The organism is Chryseobacterium salivictor (genome assembly GCF_004359195.1).
Taxonomy (GTDB): domain Bacteria; phylum Bacteroidota; class Bacteroidia; order Flavobacteriales; family Weeksellaceae; genus Kaistella; species Kaistella salivictor.
In genome coordinates, this window is record NZ_CP037954.1 from 108,009 (window position 1) to 126,497 (window position 18,489).

20 protein-coding genes are annotated in these 18,489 nt (G+C 39.3%); 19 read left to right on the top strand and 1 reads right to left on the bottom strand.

Going from position 1 to position 18,489, the window contains the following annotated elements:
• Positions 1–353: 353 nt before the first annotated feature.
• The 8 genes from NBC122_RS00515 (at position 354) to NBC122_RS00550 (ending at position 8,371) form a co-directional block, all read left to right on the top strand.
• Positions 354–1,232 (top strand): restriction endonuclease, encoded by an 879-nt coding sequence (locus NBC122_RS00515; RefSeq protein ID WP_133438500.1) that lies wholly within the window; start codon positions 354–356, stop codon positions 1,230–1,232.
• 4 nt (positions 1,233–1,236) lie between these two features.
• On the top strand, positions 1,237–2,613 hold the full coding sequence (locus NBC122_RS00520; RefSeq protein ID WP_133438501.1) for an MBL fold metallo-hydrolase RNA specificity domain-containing protein: 1,377 nt from the start codon (positions 1,237–1,239) through the stop codon (positions 2,611–2,613).
• A 23-nt stretch (positions 2,614–2,636) separates the two neighbouring features.
• Positions 2,637–3,176, top strand: a complete 540-nt coding sequence (locus NBC122_RS00525) for an AAA family ATPase (RefSeq protein WP_133438502.1) — start codon at positions 2,637–2,639, stop codon at positions 3,174–3,176.
• A gap of 120 nt (positions 3,177–3,296) precedes the next feature.
• Positions 3,297–4,031, top strand: coding sequence for a shikimate dehydrogenase family protein (locus tag NBC122_RS00530; RefSeq protein ID WP_133438503.1), 735 nt, complete (start codon positions 3,297–3,299; stop codon positions 4,029–4,031).
• A gap of 162 nt (positions 4,032–4,193) precedes the next feature.
• On the top strand, positions 4,194–6,083 hold the full coding sequence (locus NBC122_RS00535; RefSeq protein WP_394345899.1) for a DUF349 domain-containing protein: 1,890 nt from the start codon (positions 4,194–4,196) through the stop codon (positions 6,081–6,083).
• A 7-nt stretch (positions 6,084–6,090) separates the two neighbouring features.
• Positions 6,091–6,681, top strand: coding sequence for a hypothetical protein (locus NBC122_RS00540; RefSeq protein ID WP_133438505.1), 591 nt, complete (start codon positions 6,091–6,093; stop codon positions 6,679–6,681).
• 56 nt (positions 6,682–6,737) lie between these two features.
• Entirely contained in the window at positions 6,738–7,760 is a 1,023-nt protein-coding gene (gene ribD, locus NBC122_RS00545; RefSeq protein WP_133438506.1) for a bifunctional diaminohydroxyphosphoribosylaminopyrimidine deaminase/5-amino-6-(5-phosphoribosylamino)uracil reductase RibD, read from the top strand.
• Positions 7,761–7,762: 2 nt separating this feature from the next.
• Complete coding sequence (locus NBC122_RS00550; protein ID WP_133438507.1) at positions 7,763–8,371, top strand: IMPACT family protein; 609 nt, start codon at positions 7,763–7,765, stop codon at positions 8,369–8,371.
• Between the two features lie 104 nt (positions 8,372–8,475).
• Here NBC122_RS00550 and NBC122_RS00555 read toward each other — a convergent pair whose 3' ends face one another.
• Positions 8,476–9,183 (bottom strand): zinc metallopeptidase, encoded by a 708-nt coding sequence (locus tag NBC122_RS00555; protein ID WP_133438508.1) that lies wholly within the window; start codon positions 9,181–9,183, stop codon positions 8,476–8,478.
• Positions 9,184–9,292: 109 nt separating this feature from the next.
• On the opposite strand from NBC122_RS00555, the gene NBC122_RS00560 reads away from it, so the two are divergent.
• The 11 genes from NBC122_RS00560 (at position 9,293) to nuoH (ending at position 18,455) form a co-directional block, all read left to right on the top strand.
• Positions 9,293–10,432 (top strand): GTP cyclohydrolase, encoded by a 1,140-nt coding sequence (locus NBC122_RS00560; protein ID WP_133438509.1) that lies wholly within the window; start codon positions 9,293–9,295, stop codon positions 10,430–10,432.
• Positions 10,433–10,439: 7 nt separating this feature from the next.
• Positions 10,440–10,628: a hypothetical protein gene (locus NBC122_RS00565; RefSeq protein WP_133438510.1), complete on the top strand. Its 189-nt coding sequence runs from the start codon at positions 10,440–10,442 to the stop codon at positions 10,626–10,628.
• A 116-nt stretch (positions 10,629–10,744) separates the two neighbouring features.
• Positions 10,745–11,116 carry an NADH-quinone oxidoreductase subunit A gene (locus NBC122_RS00570; RefSeq protein WP_133438511.1) on the top strand — a complete coding sequence of 124 codons (372 nt, stop codon included), beginning with the start codon at positions 10,745–10,747 and terminating at the stop codon, positions 11,114–11,116.
• A 43-nt stretch (positions 11,117–11,159) separates the two neighbouring features.
• A complete protein-coding gene (locus tag NBC122_RS00575) occupies positions 11,160–11,717 on the top strand; it encodes an NADH-quinone oxidoreductase subunit B (protein ID WP_133438512.1) in 558 nt (185 codons plus the stop codon).
• Positions 11,718–11,722: 5 nt separating this feature from the next.
• Positions 11,723–12,217 (top strand): NADH-quinone oxidoreductase subunit C, encoded by a 495-nt coding sequence (locus NBC122_RS00580; RefSeq protein ID WP_133438513.1) that lies wholly within the window; start codon positions 11,723–11,725, stop codon positions 12,215–12,217.
• 42 nt (positions 12,218–12,259) lie between these two features.
• Positions 12,260–13,483: an NADH-quinone oxidoreductase subunit D gene (locus tag NBC122_RS00585; protein WP_133438514.1), complete on the top strand. Its 1,224-nt coding sequence runs from the start codon at positions 12,260–12,262 to the stop codon at positions 13,481–13,483.
• A gap of 131 nt (positions 13,484–13,614) precedes the next feature.
• Positions 13,615–14,124 (top strand): NADH-quinone oxidoreductase subunit NuoE family protein, encoded by a 510-nt coding sequence (locus NBC122_RS00590; protein WP_133438515.1) that lies wholly within the window; start codon positions 13,615–13,617, stop codon positions 14,122–14,124.
• Between the two features lie 12 nt (positions 14,125–14,136).
• Positions 14,137–15,492, top strand: a complete 1,356-nt coding sequence (gene nuoF, locus NBC122_RS00595) for an NADH-quinone oxidoreductase subunit NuoF (RefSeq protein ID WP_133438516.1) — start codon at positions 14,137–14,139, stop codon at positions 15,490–15,492.
• 47 nt (positions 15,493–15,539) lie between these two features.
• Positions 15,540–16,370 carry a hypothetical protein gene (locus tag NBC122_RS00600; RefSeq protein ID WP_133438517.1) on the top strand — a complete coding sequence of 277 codons (831 nt, stop codon included), beginning with the start codon at positions 15,540–15,542 and terminating at the stop codon, positions 16,368–16,370.
• 22 nt (positions 16,371–16,392) lie between these two features.
• The gene (locus NBC122_RS00605; RefSeq protein ID WP_133438518.1) at positions 16,393–17,391 is read left to right on the top strand and encodes a 2Fe-2S iron-sulfur cluster-binding protein; all 999 of its coding nucleotides are present in this window, start codon (positions 16,393–16,395) and stop codon (positions 17,389–17,391) included.
• Positions 17,392–17,393: 2 nt separating this feature from the next.
• Entirely contained in the window at positions 17,394–18,455 is a 1,062-nt protein-coding gene (gene nuoH, locus NBC122_RS00610) for an NADH-quinone oxidoreductase subunit NuoH (protein WP_133438519.1), read from the top strand.
• Positions 18,456–18,489 lie beyond the last annotated feature (34 nt).

The following is an 18,489-nucleotide window of genomic DNA, read 5'->3' on the forward strand; positions in this document are numbered from 1 at the left end:
TTCAAAAATACAGACCTAAAAAGCAGCAGCCACTTATTCTTTTACAACAGGTATTTTTCCGGTTTTTCCTCCCTTAAAACAGGGTGGTTTCAGCGTTGGTAGAAAACTATCTGAAATAAATTCAGTATTTTATTCAGAGAATCACTTTAAATAAGTGCAATGGCCGGAATATTTCTTCCGGCCATTTTTGTAATTCCTCAGTGATTACCATGTACTGATTTTTTCGTAAATTAGTATCACGAAAACACTATTCATTTGATATTGAACAATTTGAAGTTCAACACCAGCTTGTTTACTGCGGCGCAACCTCCATTATTGAGCAGTTATTTCTGATATTTAAAAAATTACCCATCATGAAGAATAAAGCGGAACGCATCCTCATCACCAAATCTTCAGGACAGAAAGTGCCTTTCAATGTAGGGAAACTCAAAAAATCCCTTTTGCGTGCGGGCGCAAATGATTTTGAGGCAGAGGAAGTGATCAGTGAAATAATTTCGTTACTGGTTGAAGGCATGTCCACGGGCAAAATCCATAAGGTTGCCTTCCGTTTACTGAAAAATGTTTCGCGTCCGGTCGCAGCGAGGTATAAACTAAAACAGGGACTGCTGGAATTGGGTCCTTCCGGTTTTCCTTTCGAACGGTATGTCGCTGAACTTTTACAGGTGCAGGAATACAAAACCCAGGTTGGCGTTTTTCTTCAGGGACATTGCGTGACCCATGAAGTGGATATCACTGCCGAAAAAGAAGAACGGCACATCATGATTGAATGTAAATTTCATAACCGACCCGGATATGTATGCGACATCAAAATACCACTGTATATCCATTCAAGATTTCGAGATGTGGCCACTTCAAAGAACGTTGCAACGGGTCAGCCTGAAAAATTTGATCAGGGATGGGTCATCACCAATACCCGCTTTTCGGAAGATGCCGCACAGTACGCAAAATGTATGGGGATGCAGCTGGTAAGTTGGGACTACCCGAAAAACAATGCTCTGAAAGACTGGATAGACCGTTCCGGGCTTCACCCCATCACCTCATTAACCACACTCACCCAAAAAGAAAAACAACAGTTGCTGGATGACAAAATCGTGCTGTGCAAAAGCATCGTGAACAGCCGCGAAATTCTGGAACATATTGGAGTAAGGCCTCCACGTCTTCAAAAAGTACAGGCCGAATGCACCGCATTATGCGAACCATTTCCCATGGCAGTCAATTCCATTAAAACCTAAAATCATGAGCGCAATTAAAATCAAATTTCTGGGAGCAGCAGGTACTGTCACCGGTTCCAAACACTTAATTTCCGCATATGGAAAAAACATTCTGATCGACTGCGGACTGTTTCAGGGATTGAAAGAACTGCGGCTGCTGAACTGGGAACCGCTAACGTTTCCGGCAGATCAAATTGATATGGTTCTGCTCACGCACGGACATTTAGACCATACGGGCTATTTGCCGAGACTGGTAAAAGAAGGTTTTAGCGGAAATATCATTGGTACTTCTCCCACCCTTCAGATCACTGAAATCATTTTAAAAGACAGTGCCAAAATTCAGGAAGAAGATACGGTGAGAGCAAACAAATTCAGATATTCCAGGCACCATCCTGCCCTGCCTTTATATAACCTTGATGATGTAGAAAAAACTTTGCCTTTTTTCAGATCAAAACCTTTAAATGACTGGCAAAGCATTAACGAAAATATCCGCTACCGCTTCAGATACAACGGACATATCATTGGTGCGACGTTTATAGAGATGGAAATCGGGGGCAAAACTTTAGTATTCTCGGGTGATATTGGAAGGGAAATCGATCCTTTACTTTTCCCGCCGGAAAAGCCGGAAAAAGCCGACCTGCTTTTCATTGAAGCCACTTATGGAGACCGCTTTCATCCTGAAATTCCGGTTATCGATGCTTTACAGAAAATCATTAACCGTTGCACCGAGAGAAACGGAACCATCATCATCCCAAGTTTTTCAGTGGAACGAACTCAATTGCTCATGTATCTTTTCTGGCAGCTGAAGAAAAGTGGAAAAATGGCAAAAATCCCTATCTATATGGACAGTCCGATGAGCCGGAATGTTCTCGAAGTATTCCATCAGAACAGAGATTGGCATAAGCTTTCTCCAGAAGAATATTACGGGATGTGCGATGAGATCTCCTTTATCGGTACCGTGAATGAGACCCTTGCTTTGGCAAAAGATTCCCGTCCGAAAATCATCATTGCCGGAAGCGGCATGGCAGCCGGCGGAAGGGTACTCACCTATTTTGCAAAATATTTGGGCGATGCCAATGCTACCATTATGCTGGTTGGCTTTCAGGCAGAAGGAACACGGGGCAGGGCTTTGTTGGAAGGTGCCAAAGAAATCAAACTGTACGGAAAATATTTTACGGTAAGGGCAACCATCGAAAACATGGAAGGACTTTCCGCTCATGCCGACCAAAACGGTTTAATTGGCTGGATGAGCAAACTTGCCGGAAAACCGGAACGCATCTTCATCGTTCATGCAGAAAAAGAGGGAGCAGAAGGGCTGCAGCATAAAATTAAAACAGTTTATGATTGGGATGCTGAAATCCCCGCTTTGAATGATCATACTGAAATCACTGTCATTCCATAAAATTAAAAATTTAATTCCTAACGATGGAAAACAGAAAAATCCAGACGAATTGGAACGTCATAACAGGCGGACCGTGCACCGGAAAAACAACATTAGTGGATCTCCTTGCAAAAAGGGGCTACAAAACGACTGTTGAGTTTGCCCGTCATTATATTGATATGCAGGAAATAAAGGGACGGACCGTGGAGGAAATAAGGAAGAATAAAAAAGAATTTCAATTAAACGTTCTGAAAATGCAGATTGCAAAAGAATCAAGCCTGGACCCTCATGAACAGGTCTTTCTGGACCGGGCTTTACCCGATGCCATGGCGTACTATCAGTTTTTAGGTTTGAAGTATGATGACATTCTTCTTGAGGAATGCCATAAATATGCATACCACAAAATTTTCATTTTAGACCGGCTCCCTTTAACCAATGATTATGCGCGGCTTGAAGATGAATCGGAACAGGTGCGGATCCATAACCTTATCATCAGCGTGTACGAAAGTTTACACTTTCCCTTGGTTCATGTACCTGTTATACCGCCGGAAGAACGGGTGGATTTTATCCTGAAAAATATATGATTTAACGGAAATACTTGAGGACGGAAAAATGTAATAGTATAAAATCTTTCAATTCTAGTCAAAAAAAATAAATCCTCCAAAAAGATCCGTTTTTAGCCGGTCTTTTTTTAATTTTGAAGAATGGAACAAAAAAAATTAGGACTCATCGGGAAAAATATTTCTTACTCTTTTTCTAAAAATTATTTTGAAAATAAATTCAGAAAACTATTTCTTAACAATCACACTTACACCATTTTCGATCTAAATGATATTGCCGAAGTTGACAGGATTTTCAATGATGCAAATCTACTCGGTCTAAATGTGACCATCCCTTTTAAAGAAAAAATAATTCCTTACCTGGATGAATTAAGTGATGAAGCTGAAAAAATAGGTGCCATAAATACGGTTCTGATAAAAGACAATATTAAAAAAGGATTTAATACCGATGCTTTTGGTTTTGAGAAAACACTTTTACTTCACAAAAAAGATCATCATCGTGCAGCCTTGGTTTTAGGAAACGGCGGTGCTGCTAAAGCCGTAAAATATATTTTGGAAAAGCATGACATTCCCTACAAAACCGTTTCCAGAAACACCGAATTAAATTTCGGGAATATTACTAAAGAAATTGTGGCTGAAAACACTTTAATCATCCAGTGTACGCCGGTCGGAACTTTCCCGAATGTGGCCGAATGTCTTGAATTCCCCTTTGCCGGATTAACTTCCGGTCATTTAATTATCGACCTGATTTATAATCCGGAATATAGCTCTTTTATAAAAAAGTCCGCCGAAAATGGCGCAAAAACGGTGAATGGATTTTATATGCTTGAACAACAAGCAGAAAAAGCATGGGAAATTTGGAATGTTCAAAAAAAATAAGTTAATTTAGTGCACGGTTTATCGTTGAAAATAAACCGACCAAAAAAACTTAATAAAAAGACTGCTATGATTACAGAAGATTCACTTTCTGAGAACCACGAGAAAGAACCGATTAACCATGAGGTTTCAAACGAACAGACCGCTGAAAACCCAACAGCAACAATGACTGAAACCCCGTCAGAAACTCTTGATGCAGCTGTAGAAGAGCCCAAAGAAACTGAGAATATAGAAGAAGCTCCTGCAGAAATTCAACCAACCGTTGAGGAGAAAGAATCTTCTGAGAAACCGGATACCGCTAAAGAAGCAGAAACCAAAGCAGTTGCCGCTGAAAAAACGGCAGAAAATGAAGAGGAAGAACATCATGAAGAGCAAGCGGAAGATTTATCCCATTTGTCTTTACCTGAAATTCTTTCCTTAATGGAAACCCTCATTAACAAAGAAGATGCCGGTGCGCATTTTAGAAAATTCAATCAGCTGAAAGAGCAGGCAAATCATTTGATCCACGATCAAACCGAAGATTTGAAAAGTGAATTTGTTGCAGCAGGAAATCCTGTAGAACTTTTCAGTCATCAACATCCTTCACAAGCCAAACTTTCGGCGTTACTGAATATTTATCGTGAAAAAAACGCTGAATACCACAGAAAACAAGAAGAAAATCACCATATCAACTTAGAGCACCGCCAGCGAATTATCGAGAATTTGAAAAACCTCTATACCAATACCCAAGCAGGAACCAATCTTTTCAAAGCCATCCGCGAAATAAAAGAAGAATGGAAAAATGCCGGCCAAGTGGCGAAATCAGAATTCAAATTACTGAATAACAACTACTTCCATCATCTGAATCAGTTCTATCAAATGCTTGATATGAACAAAGAATATATGGAGCAGGAATTTGCACATAATTTAGAAAAAAGACAGCACATCATCGAACGGGCCAAAGAATTACAGCAGGAACCTTCCGTGCAGAAAGCGCTGAATGAGTTGCAGTACCTTCATAAACTCTGGAAAGAAGAAGCAGAACCGGTTGCCGAAGAATTCAGGGAAAAAACATGGGACGAATTCAAAGAAATCTCGAATAAAATCCATGACAGAAAATCTGAACTGACCGAGCAAATCGAAAAAGAACAAAACGATAATCTGGTCCGTAAGAATGAAATCATCGCGGAAATCCAAAAAATGGCGGAAGCCACAAAAGAAATCAATCATAATTATTGGCAAAACGCCATTAAAAAAGTGGAAGCTTTGCGCTCTGAATTTTTAAGATTAGGAAATGTCCCAAGAAAAGTTTCGAATCAAAACTGGAATGATTTTAAAGAACATTTGAGAAACTTTAATGTAAAGAAAAATGAATTTTACAAAGGTTTAAAAAATTCTCAGCAAACAAACCTTGACGAAAAACTGAAATTAATCGCCTCGGCAAAAGACAATATGCTCTCCGAAGAATGGGAAGTGGTAGTACCTTTATTTAAAAAATTACAGGAAGACTGGAAAAAAATCGGTCACGTACCGCGAAGCATGACCAACAAAGTTTGGGACGATTTCCGGGAAGCATGCAATACTTTCTTTAATAATTACAGAGAAAAAAACAATACCGCCAACGATAACTGGAAAGAAAACTTCAAAAGTAAAAAACTTCTTTTGGACGAATTAAAAGAAATCGGCAACGAAGAAGGAAGCGTTGAAAAAATAGAGCAGATTAAATCAAAATGGAATAATATCGGAAAAGTTCCAAGAGAGAAAATCACCATCAATACTGAGTTCAACAAAGTGCTTCGCGACAAACTGAAACTGAACAAAATCCACGAATATGATTTGAAAGAAGAAGGACTTTCTGAAAACCAAGTCACCGATAAAGCCCGAAAAATCAAAAATCAAATTGCTGATTTAGAAGCGGAAATCGTAAAAATGGAAAACAACATTGGATTCTTCAGCAATGCATCCAGAGAAAATCCTTTACTGAAAGCAACTTACCAGAAAATTGACGATAAAAAAGCACAGCTCGAAAGCATGAAACAAAGCTTACACAGTATTCTGATCGGCGAAAACCAATAAAAAAGTCATGGTAAAAAAAATATTCTTACTCCTTTTCATCAGCACTTTATCTTTTGTTAAAGCACAGGGCAGCGTACCGGATTTATTATCAATCCCCGGCCCGATAGAATATGATGGGACTGAATATTTTTTGTCCTGGAGCAAACCGATGTCGAAAACCCTTTATCGGCAACAGTATTTACCTAGTGATGAGCGCATTGAAGACTTCACCCAACTCCTCGATTTTTCGTATTTCACCAAAGAAATAGAAATGGAGTTGGCGGTCCGTCAAAAAGTTGAGGGAATCCAGCAAAGAGCGAAATCTGATAAATTCACAAAAGTAAATGTAGTTGAAAGTCCCGACGGAAAGGAATATATCGTCGATTATTTCATTTCTGAAAGTCCGGAAAAAGGCAGTTCTTTTATCGAGTATAATGTCTATCGTTTTAAAAAGTATGATAACGGAACCTCAAAAAGCTTCCTTATTTTATCTCATGCAAAAAGAATGTACGGCGACTTAAAATCTGCCGCGAAATCTTTGGCAAGACAAAGAGATCATCTCATTACAACGATGATTGAGTTCAAGATTCCGGAAATAAAAGTTGCTGCAAAAAATTAATCTTTAATGATAATCAATAAAACACCCGGCAACCCGTTGGGTGTTTTTTAATTCAGATGAACCACGAAATTTACATGCGGCGCTGCGTCGATCTCGCCCAAAAAGCTTTAGGGCAAACCTATCCAAATCCTTTGGTCGGTTGCGTAATTGTACATAATAACGAAATTATCGGCGAAGGATTTCATGAAAAAGCAGGTTGTGCTCACGCTGAAATTAATGCAATTAACTCTGTTAAAAACAAAGCATTGTTAAAGGAATCTACGATCTATGTTTCGCTGGAACCCTGCGCGCATTTCGGAAAAACGCCTCCGTGCGCCAACAAAATTGTAGAAACCGGTTTCAAAAAGGTGGTCATCGGAACTTTGGATGCTCACGATAAAGTGAATGGAAAAGGCAAACAGATTATAGAAGACGCAGGAATTGAAGTTATTTCCGGAATCCTGGAAAAAGAATGTCGGGAACTGAACAGGCGGTTCTTTACTTTCCACCAAAAACGGAGACCTTATCTTATTTTGAAATGGGCCGAATCCGGTGATGGTTTTTTAGATCAGGATTTTAAACCGACTCAAATCGGTAATGCTTTGACCAGACAATTTGTTCATCAGCTTAGAAGTGAGGAACATGCCATTTTAGTAGGAACAAATACAGCTTTGACCGACAATCCAAGTTTGACAACGAGAGAAATTGTGGGAAGAAATCCGGTGAGAATTTTAATCGATTTTGATTTAAAGGTTCCTGCCCATTTTAATCTATACAATGACGAAGCGGAAACGTTGGTTTTCAATGCTGTGAAAAATTCAGTTGAAAGAAATATTACTTTTATTAAAATAAAAAGGGAAAACTTCATAGAAAATCTAATGGAAAAATTATCTGAACAACAGATTCAGTCGGTTATCATTGAGGGTGGACGTTTTACTTTGCAACAGTTTATCGGCCAAAATCTTTGGGATGAAGCAATTATCATTAAAAATGAAAATCTGCATTTAATTCATGGAACAAAAGCGCCGGTATTTAATTTTGAAAAGTTCGAAACAAAACAATTTCGGGACAATCGGATTGAATTCTATAAAAATTCTTAACCATGGAATTTTCATTTGACACTATAAAATCGCCGGTCGAAAACATTCTTCTTAAAGAAAAAGGAAGCAAATTCATTGGCTTTGCTTTTCCCGTAGAAAATGAAAAAGACATAAAAGCGGCATTGGCGAGAGTTAAGGAAGCACATCCAAAAGCAACTCATCACTGCTACGCTTTCCGATTGGGAATAAATGGTGAAAATTACCGTGCAAACGATGACGGCGAACCTTCCGGCAGCGCAGGATTACCGATTTACAATCAACTGCTGGCGCATAATATTACCCAGGTTCTGCTGATCGTGGTCAGATATTATGGCGGAACAAAATTAGGCGTTTCGGGTTTGGTTAAAACATATAAAGAATCTGCCAAATTTACCTTGGAATCCTGCGAACTGATTACCAAAGAATTGCAGTCTGAAATAGAAATTCAGTTTGAATTTGACCAGCAAAATGTGATTTTCACCTTGTTAAATAAATTTGGCGCCAAAATCATCGATTTTAAAACAGAAGAAAAATGCACTATTACTGCCCAGCTCAAAACTTCTGAAAAAGAAAACATCTCAGAGCAGTTGTCTGAGATGCAGAATATTTCGTTTAAATTCCTGAATTCTTAGGAAACAACTCTTCCTAAATTCAGTTTTGTACCCGATTCTTTTTACTTAGCCTTTTTTACCTAGCTCTTTTCACTTGGTTCTTTTTACTTTTTACCTGGCTCTTCTTAATCTCTTCTCCCCATCAGCAGCGACGCCCAGTATAACAGTTGTGCCAATGAACCCAGTGCCGCAACAACATACGTTCTAGCCGCCCAGGTCAGGGAATCTTTCACCCCTACATATTCTTCTGAAGTCACCGTTCCGGTATCTTTCAACCATTTCATCGCCCGGTTACTTGCATCGTATTCCACAGGCAAAGTCACAAAGGCAAAAAGAGTGGTTACTGCAAACATGGCTACCCCAATAGCAAGAACGGTAGTGTTTCCATTTGGATTTTGGATGGTTCTGGTGGCGCCCATTAAAACGATACCACCGATTAATACAAACTGCATCAAATTAGAACTGATGTTGACCATCGGAACCAATTTTGACCGCAACTGCAACATAGAATAACCCACAGCATGCTGAACAGCGTGACCGCATTCATGTGCCGCAACCGCCGCCGCCGCTGCATTTCTCTGCATATAAACGCCTTCTGATAAATTTACTGTTTTATTTGCCGGATTATAATGATCCGTCAATTGTCCCGGAACTGAAATTACTTTAACATCATTGATGCCGTTATCTTTCAACATTTTTTCGGCGACTTCTTTTCCGGACATCCCGTTGCGCAAATGTACTTGCGAATAATGTTCGAATTTTGCTTTTAATCTGGATGAAACCAACCAACTCACCAACATCGAAATCCCAATAATTACATAATACCCTGTCATTTTTTCTTTTTTATCTAAATTTAATAATCGACTATCTAGCAATAAAAAACGTGCCAAAGTTTTTAGTTTTGGCCGAATGATTTATCTTTGTTTTCTCAAACTAAAACTGATGAATGTGATTACGATTCTTGAAGTAAAAACCGATGCTGATTTAAAAAATTTCATCAAATTTCCGATGGAACTCTACAAAAGTAATGAAAATTATGTTCCGCCCTTAATCAATGACGAAAAAAACATCTGGAATCCCAGGGAAAATGCGGCTTTAGATTATTCAGAATTCAAAAAATACCTGGCTTACATAGACGGAAAAGTGGTCGGCAGAATTGCAGTGATGATCAATCATAAAGAGGTCAATGAATTAAAAATCAAAAAAGTAAGATTCGGGTGGTTAGATTTTATCGATGATATCGAGGTTTCCAAGGCATTGATTTCGAAAGCCACTGATTATGCCAGAGAAAAAGGCATGAGTAAAATTGAAGGACCGATGGGTTTTACCAATTTGGACAAAGCCGGCATGCTGACCATGGGTTTTGATAAGACCGCAACGATGATCGGTTTATACAACTTTGAATATTATCCACAACATTTAGAAAAATTAGGTTTAGTAAAAGAAAAAGAATGGGTAGAATTTGAACTGGATTTCCCGGAAGTTCTGTCAGAAAAAGTACAGAAATTCAGCAATCTGATTGCCGAGAAATATAAATTAAGAGTACTCCAGTTTAAAAATAAAAAGGAAATACTTCCTTATGTAGAACCCATGTTCAGGCTTTTAGATGAAACTTACAAAACCCTCTCAACCTACACTCCCATTACAGATGAGCAAATAAAAACCTACCGGGAAAAATATTTCGGTTTTATTGATAAAGATTACATTGTATGTATCGTCGATGAACATAATGAGCTGATTTCCTTTGCGATTACAATGCCTTCTTATTCGAAAGCACTGCAGAAAGCCAATGGTAAATTATTTCCGTTGGGTTGGTACCATTTTTTACAGGCGGGCAAAAAGAACCTGCGTGCTAATTTTTATCTCATCGGAATTCACCCGGATTATCAAAGAAGAGGCGTAACTTCGATTATATTTAAAGAAATCTGGCGCAATTTCAGTAAAAAAGGGGTTAAAATCCTTGAAACCAACCCCGAATTAGAAGAAAACAAAAGTGTTCAGGTGCTCTGGCAGGATTACAATCCTGTAAATCACAAACGACGCAGAACTTACGCAATGGAAATTGGCAACGAAAAACAATAAGACAAAAATGAAGAAACAACTCTACATCTACATGGCGATGATCATTGCATTCATCGTGTACAACCAGTTTTTTCAGGTCAAAGATGCCCGGCTTAATGAAGCGATCAACATTATTTTTGCCAGTTTTCTTTTTCTGTATATCGGGTATTTGGCGTATCTGGTTTTGAAAAGAATAAAAGATACCGGCAAAAAATAAATTATATGCTTGTCATACATTTAATTTTTGTTTGTTAACAACGATATTTAAGGGTTATAATTTTTTCTATTATACTTAATTCCTTAAATTTGCATGATTAAGAAAATAATGACAAGATGAATCTTCCCGAAAATTATATCCCGATTATTCTTCAGATTGCGGTTGGTGCAGGTTTCGTTTTACTCTCTATCTTAGGAACTCATTTTTTAGGACCAAGACAAAAATCGACGTCTACCAAAAAGAATGAAAGTTTCGAATGTGGTGTAGAAGTAGAAGGAAATGCAAGAACGCCGTTCTCTGTAAAGTATTTTTTAACCGCCGTACTTTTCGTACTGTTCGATATCGAGATCGTCTTTTTTTACCCTTATGCGGTCAACATCCGTGAATTCGGTGTCGAAGGTTTCTTCGCAGTACTTACCTTTATCTCTGTATTTTTCATCGCTTTCGTTTATGTATGGAAACGCGGTGCACTGGATTGGGATAAATAACAGTCTGAAAATTTGAATTTTTAGTAACTTTAAGAAAATTAAAATGTCTGATAATAAACCAGTAATAAGAATGGATGCGGAAGCTCCGGAAGGTTTTGAAGGAGAAGGTTTTTTCGCCACCAAACTCAGCAGTGTGATTGGGATGGCAAGAAAATTCTCGCTTTGGCCATTGCCTTTTGCTACTTCATGCTGTGGAATTGAATTCATGGCTACGCTAAATCCAACTTTTGATGCTTCAAGATTTGGTATGGAAAGAAACTCTTTCTCGCCAAGACAGGCAGATATGCTAATGGTTTGTGGAACCATTTCCAAAAAATTAGGTCCAGTTTTAAAACAGGTATATACCCAAATGGCTGAGCCGAAATGGGTCATTGCTGTGGGTGCCTGTGCCTCAAGCGGCGGCATTTTCGACACTTATTCTGTTTTGCAGGGGATCGACAGAATCATTCCGGTGGACGTTTATGTTCCCGGCTGCCCACCAAGACCTGAACAAATCATTGAAGGCGTCATGCAGGTACAAGCGCTTTGCGAAGGTGAAAGCATCCGCAGAAGAGATTTACCGGAATACCAACAATTATTAGCCTCTTACGACATAAAATAATGGAAATGACGAATGACTTTGTTTTAGAAGCAATTACCAGAGAGTTTCCTGAATCCGTAATTTCGCATGATACGCCTTATGATTTCTTAACTTTAGAAATAAAGAAAGAAGATATCAAAAAGGTGATTCATCATTTAAAAGATTCTTCTCTTCAAATCAATTTCCTGACTGATATTTGTGGTATTCACTACCCTGAAACTCCCGAAAAAGAAATCGGTGTGATTTATCATCTTCATAATATGATGACTAATTTCAGAATACGACTGAAGACATTCATGACCAGAGAAAATGCAGAAGTAGATTCTATGACAGATCTCTACGCAGGTGCCAACTGGATGGAAAGAGAAACTTTCGATTTCTACGGAATTAAATTTAAAGGACATCCAGATTTAAGAGTCATCCTGAATATGGAAGATTTGGGTTACCACCCAATGTTGAAGGAATATCGTTTAGAAGACGGTACCAGAACCGACAAAGACGATAAAATGTTCGGAAGATAATTAGTTGAAAGGGAAATCCTTTTAACTTAAAGTCAAATAATTATGAAAGACAACGCACTCTCAAATATATTGAACCAGCACGATTCCAAGGAACAAATTGACGGACAATTATACACCTTGAATCTCGGCCCAACACACCCGGCGACCCACGGAATTTTCCAAAACGTCCTGACGATGGACGGCGAAAGAATTCTGCACGCCGAACAAACTGTTGGATACATTCACCGTGCTTTTGAAAAAATTTCAGAAAGAAGAAACTTCACTCAGATTACAACATTAACCGACCGGATGAATTATTGTTCGGCTCCCATTAATAATATAGGATGGCACTTAACTGTTGAAAAACTCTTAGGTTGCGAAATTCCAAAACGTGTAGATTATATGCGGGTGATTATGATGGAGTTGGCCAGAATTTCAGATCACCTGATCTGCAACGGAGTTATTGCGATGGATGCTGGTGCGATTACAGGATTAACTTATCTTTTCCAGGAAAGAGAGAGAATCTACGAAATGTATGAAGAGGTTTGTGGAGCAAGACTGACAACCAATATGGGAAGAATTGGAGGTTTTGAAAGAGATTTCACTCCGAAGTTCCATGAACTCCTGAAAACCTTCCTGAAAAAATTCCCGGTCGTATGGCAGGACTTCTGTTCGCTGAATGAAAGAAACAGAATCTTCATGGACAGAACCATTAATGCCGGACCAATTTCTGCGGAAAGAGCTTTAAGTTACGGCTTCACCGGTCCCAATCTACGGGCAACAGGCGTGGATTATGACGTACGGGTTGCTCAACCCTACTGTTCTTATGAAGATTTCGATTTCATAATTCCGGTTGGAACTTCCGGAGATACTTACGACCGATTCATGGTTCGCCAGCAGGAAGTTTGGGAAAGTCTAAAAATTATCGAACAGGCCTACACCAATTTACCGGAAGGACCATTCCATGCTGATCTTCCAGAGTTTTACCTACCGGAAAAAGCAGACGTTTATAACAATATGGAAGCTTTGATTTATCACTTTAAAATCGTGATGGCAGAAACCGAAGTTCCAAAAGGAGAAGTTTACAGTTGTGTGGAAGGTGGAAATGGTGAATTAGGATTTTATCTCGTAAGCGATGGTGGAAGAACTCCTTACCGTCTACACTTCAGAAGACCTTGCTTTATCTATTATCAGGCCTATCCTGAAATGATACAGGGCGGTTTGATTTCTGATGCGATTGTTACTTTATGCAGTATGAACGTAATTGCAGGCGAATTAGACGCGTAAAATTGAGTATTAAAAGAAAATAGATAAAAGATGAAAAATTTTTCAACTTTTATCATTAAAAAATTAAATAGAATACGGAACAGTTTCAGAGTCTTTACTCTTTGTTCTTTGTTCTTTAATCTATAAAAATAATGAGCGAAACGATTGCTTTTAAACCTGAAACCTTAGCTCAGGTCCATAAAATTACCGCACGATATCCTGCAGAAAGAAAAAAATCAGCTTTGATTCCGGTGCTTCATTTGGCACAAAAGGAATTTGGCGGCTGGTTGCAGGTTCCAGTAATGGATTACGTTGCAGAACTGTTAGAGATAAAGCCTATCGAGGTTTATGAAGTAGCGACATTCTACAGCATGTTCAACATGAAACCTGTAGGAAAATATGTTTTGGAAGTTTGTCAAACGGGACCGTGCATGTTAAACGGTAGCGATGAAATCATTCAACATATTAAAGATACATTGCACATCAATGCCGGAGAAACTTCTGCCGATGGACTGTTTACTTTAAAAACAGTAGAATGTCTTGGCGCCTGTGGCTATGCTCCGATGATGCAGCTCGGTAAATTTTATCATGAACATTTAACAAAAGAAAAAGTAAACGAAATCCTTGACCTTTGCAGACAGGGAACTCTTGCTTTGGATTAATTTATAAGAATAATGAGTAAAAAACTTTTACTTAAAGATGCCCATATAGAAGGAATCCGCACTTACGAAGTCTACCGGAAACAAGGTGGCTACGAAGCGGTGGAAAAAGCTTTCAAAATGGCTCCCGACGCCATTACCGAAGAGGTAAAAACTTCCGGATTAAGAGGTCGTGGCGGCGCAGGATTTCCGACAGGAATGAAGTGGAGTTTCCTGGCAAAACCCGAAGGAGTGCCAAGATACTTGGTGGTCAATGCAGATGAATCTGAACCGGGAACTTTTAAAGACCGGTATTTGATGGAACACATTCCCCACCTTTTAATCGAAGGAATGATCATTTCCTCTTTCGCTTTAGGAGCACATACCGCGTATATTTATATCCGCGGAGAGTTTGCCTGGATTCCGGATATTCTGGAACAGGCCATCGAAGAAGCCAGAGCTGCCGGATTTTTAGGAAAAAATATTTTAGGAACCGGTTTCGATTTAGAAATTTATGTTCACCGCGGTGCCGGTGCTTATATCTGTGGAGAAGAAACTGCCCTTTTGGAATCTCTGGAAGGTAAAAGAGGAAACCCGCGATTGAAGCCGCCCTTCCCTGCTGTTAAAGGACTTTGGGAGTCACCGACCGTAGTGAATAATGTAGAAACAATTGCGGCTGTTGTGCCAATTATCAATATCACCGGAGCAGAATATGCGAAAATAGGTGTTGGCCGTTCGACTGGTACAAAATTAATTTCGGCTTGCGGGAATATCAATAAACCGGGAGTTTACGAAATCGACATGACCATTACCGTAGAAGAATTTATTTATTCTGATGAGTATTGCGGCGGTATTCCAAATGGTAAAAAATTAAAAGCATGTATTCCCGGCGGTAGTTCTGTGCCGATTGTCCCTGCCAATTTATTGCTGAAAACCATTAATGGTGAACCAAGATACATGAATTATGAATCCCTTTCAGACGGCGGTTTTGCAACCGGAACAATGATGGGATCGGGCGGATTTATCGTTTTAGACGAAGATCAGTCTGTCGTTAAACACACCATGACTTTAGCCCATTTCTATGCGCACGAAAGTTGTGGACAATGTACGCCTTGTAGAGAAGGAACGCCTTGGTTGTATAAGATTTTGAAAAAAATACACAGCGGTCAAGGAACGCTGGCAGATATTGATTTGTTGTGGGATGTTCAAAGAAAAATCGAAGGAAATACAATTTGTCCGTTGGGTGACGCTGCCGCCTGGCCGGTTGCTGCCGCGATCCGTCATTTCCGCGATGAGTTTGAGTGGTATATCGATAATCCGGAATCTCAAACCCGAAATTATGGTTTGGCTAATTACGCCGACCCAATTCCGGTGGCCGCAAAAGCAGAGTAAAAAGAAGTTTTATTAAGAAGATATAAAGAGTACTGTCTCTTTTAAACATGAAGAAAGTAGTAGTTTTATCAGCGGTATTTCTAGGATCTGGTTTTGGCTTTGGTCAGGATATAACCCCTAAAAATGAACCATTGACCAAAAAAGGTCAAATGTTCGTTTTTTACGGGTGGAACAGAGGAGCTTTTAGTAACTCCGACATCCACTTTAAAGGAAAAGGCTACGATTTTCAGTTGAATAATGTAGCCGCGGCAGACAGACCCACGAAATTCGGATTGGTTTATTTTGATCCGGCCTGGTTTACGGTAACGCAGTATAATTTCAGAATAGGATATTTTATCAAAGATAATTTAGCTTTAGTTTTGGGAATCGACCACATGAAATATGTGATGAACCAAAATCAAACCGTTGGTTTTTCAGGAACGGTTTCCGACCCGAAATATGCAGCTTATGTGCAAAACGGACAGGTGAATTTAGCAGATGAAAATTTCCTGACTTTCGAGCATACCGACGGATTGAATTATGAAAACCTGGGTTTGGAAAAATATCAAAATCTCATTAATAAAGACAAAATAGATTTGGTTTGGTCTTACGGTGCAGGTATTGGAGTGATGTTTCCAAAAAGTAATGTAAAATTATTCGGGAATGAAAGAAGCGACCGTTTTCACGTTGCAGGAATGGGAACCGATCTGAGAACAAGTTTGAATTTAGTATTCTGGAAACACTGGATGGCCAGAGTTGAAGCAAAAGCTGGCTACATCAATATGTGGGACATTAAAACGACTTTAAATAATAAACCTGACAAAGCAACCCAAGACTTTGTTTTCGGACAGATTAATGCAGGGATAGGATACACTTTTAATACAAGAAAAAATAATTAATTCATTTTTGAATTCATCCATAATGAGCGAAGAAGTTAAAAAATTCAAAATAACCATCGATGGTCAAACTACCGAAGTTTTGCCTGGCACTTCTATTCTGGAAGCCGCGAGACAAATCGGCGGTAAATCGGTACCACCGGCAATGTGTTATTACAAACCGCTGGAATCCAGCGGCGGTAGATGTAGAACCTGTCTGGTAGAAGTATCTAAAGGATCTGACGCTGATTCACGACCGATGCCGAAATTAGTCGCGAGTTGCAGAACAAGCGTGATGGACGGAATGGAAGTGAAAAACCTCACCTCCGAAAAAACTCAGGAAGCCAGAAAAGCCGTAACAGAATTTCTACTGATCAATCACCCGCTGGATTGCCCTATCTGTGATCAGGCAGGAGAATGTCATTTACAGGATTTAGGTTACGAACATGGTTTAGAAAGAACAAGAACAGAATTCGAAAGAAGAACTTTTGAGCCGGAAGATATTGGTCCTAATATCAAGTTGAATATGAACCGCTGCATCCTTTGTGCAAGATGCGTTTTAGTGGCCAATCAGTTGACCGAAAACAGAGAACACGGTATTTTGTTCCGCGGAGAACACGCAGAGATTTCGACCAATCTGAACAAAGCTTTAGAAAATGATTTCATTGGAAATGTCATTGATGTTTGTCCGGTTGGTGCTTTAACCGACAGAACGGCAAGGTTCGCGAGCAGAGTTTGGTTCACCAAACCAATGAATGCCACTTGTGAATGTTCAAAATGTGCAGGTAAAGCAGTCGTTTGGATGAAAGGCGAGGAAGTGATCAGGGTAACTGCCAGAAAAGACCAGTATGATGAAGTACAGGATTGGATCTGCGACGACTGTAGATTCCACAAAAAAGATTTAAAATACTGGACGATTGAAGGACCACGTCATATCGACCGCCATTCGGTAATCTCTTTGAACCATTACGAAAAACCTAAAAATATGATCAGTCTTTTGGATAATCCAGATGCAAAAGAACTGAGCGATAAAGACGAGAAATAATTATGGAGTTAATCACTTTTAAAATAATATTAGTTGTTACACTTTTCGCAGTATCCTTAGGTGTTGCCGCCTATTCTACTTGGGGTGAAAGAAAAGTGGCGGCGATTCTGCAAGACAGAATTGGTCCAAACAGAGCCGGTCCTTTCGGGCTTTTACAACCTTTAGCCGATGGTGGAAAACTTTTCTTCAAAGAAGGATTTGTTCCGCAGGGAGCCGATCGGTTTTTATTCTATATCGGACCTGCCCTAACCATGTTTATTTCCCTCATTACCGGAGCAGTAATTCCTTGGGGAAAATCTTTGAATATCGGTGGGAATTCTTTTGACATTCAGGTGGCCAATATCGATGTAGGGGTTTTGTACTTGATAGCAATGGTTTCCATCGGAGTTTACGGAATGATGATTGGAGGCTGGGCTTCGAATAATAAATACTCGCTGATCGGTGCAATCCGTGCTTCATCACAAATGATTTCTTACGAACTGGCGATGGGTCTTTCTCTTCTTTCTATTATATTAATGGCCGGAAGTTTAGATTTACATTTCATCACTTCATCCCAGGGTGCAGGTAAAATATGGGGTTTTATTCCGGCAGACGGAATGAACTGGAATATCTTCTATCAGCCTTTAGCATTTATCATCTTCTTCGTTGCAGCGATGGCAGAAACGAACAGAGCTCCTTTTGACTTACCGGAATGTGAATCGGAGCTGGTGAATGGTTATATGACCGAATATTCCTCCATGAACTTCGGGCAATATATGTTCGGTGAATATGTCAACATGTTTATCTCCAATGCTTTGATTGCAACCTTATTTTTCGGCGGATTTAATTATCCTGGAATCAACTGGGTTTCTGAAAACTGGGGTGAAAATATTGCCGGAACTTTAAGTATTTTCGCAATGTTAGCGAAAGTAGTATTTGGAATTTTAGTCTTTATGTGGATCCGTTGGACCATCCCAAGATTCAGATATGACCAATTGATGCATTTGGGTTGGAAAACACTGATTCCTTTAGCATTAGTGAATTTAATAATTACTGCTGCAGTGATTGTTTTCTTCGCCCATTAATTAAAAATAGAAGTTTTAATGCAATACTGAAAAG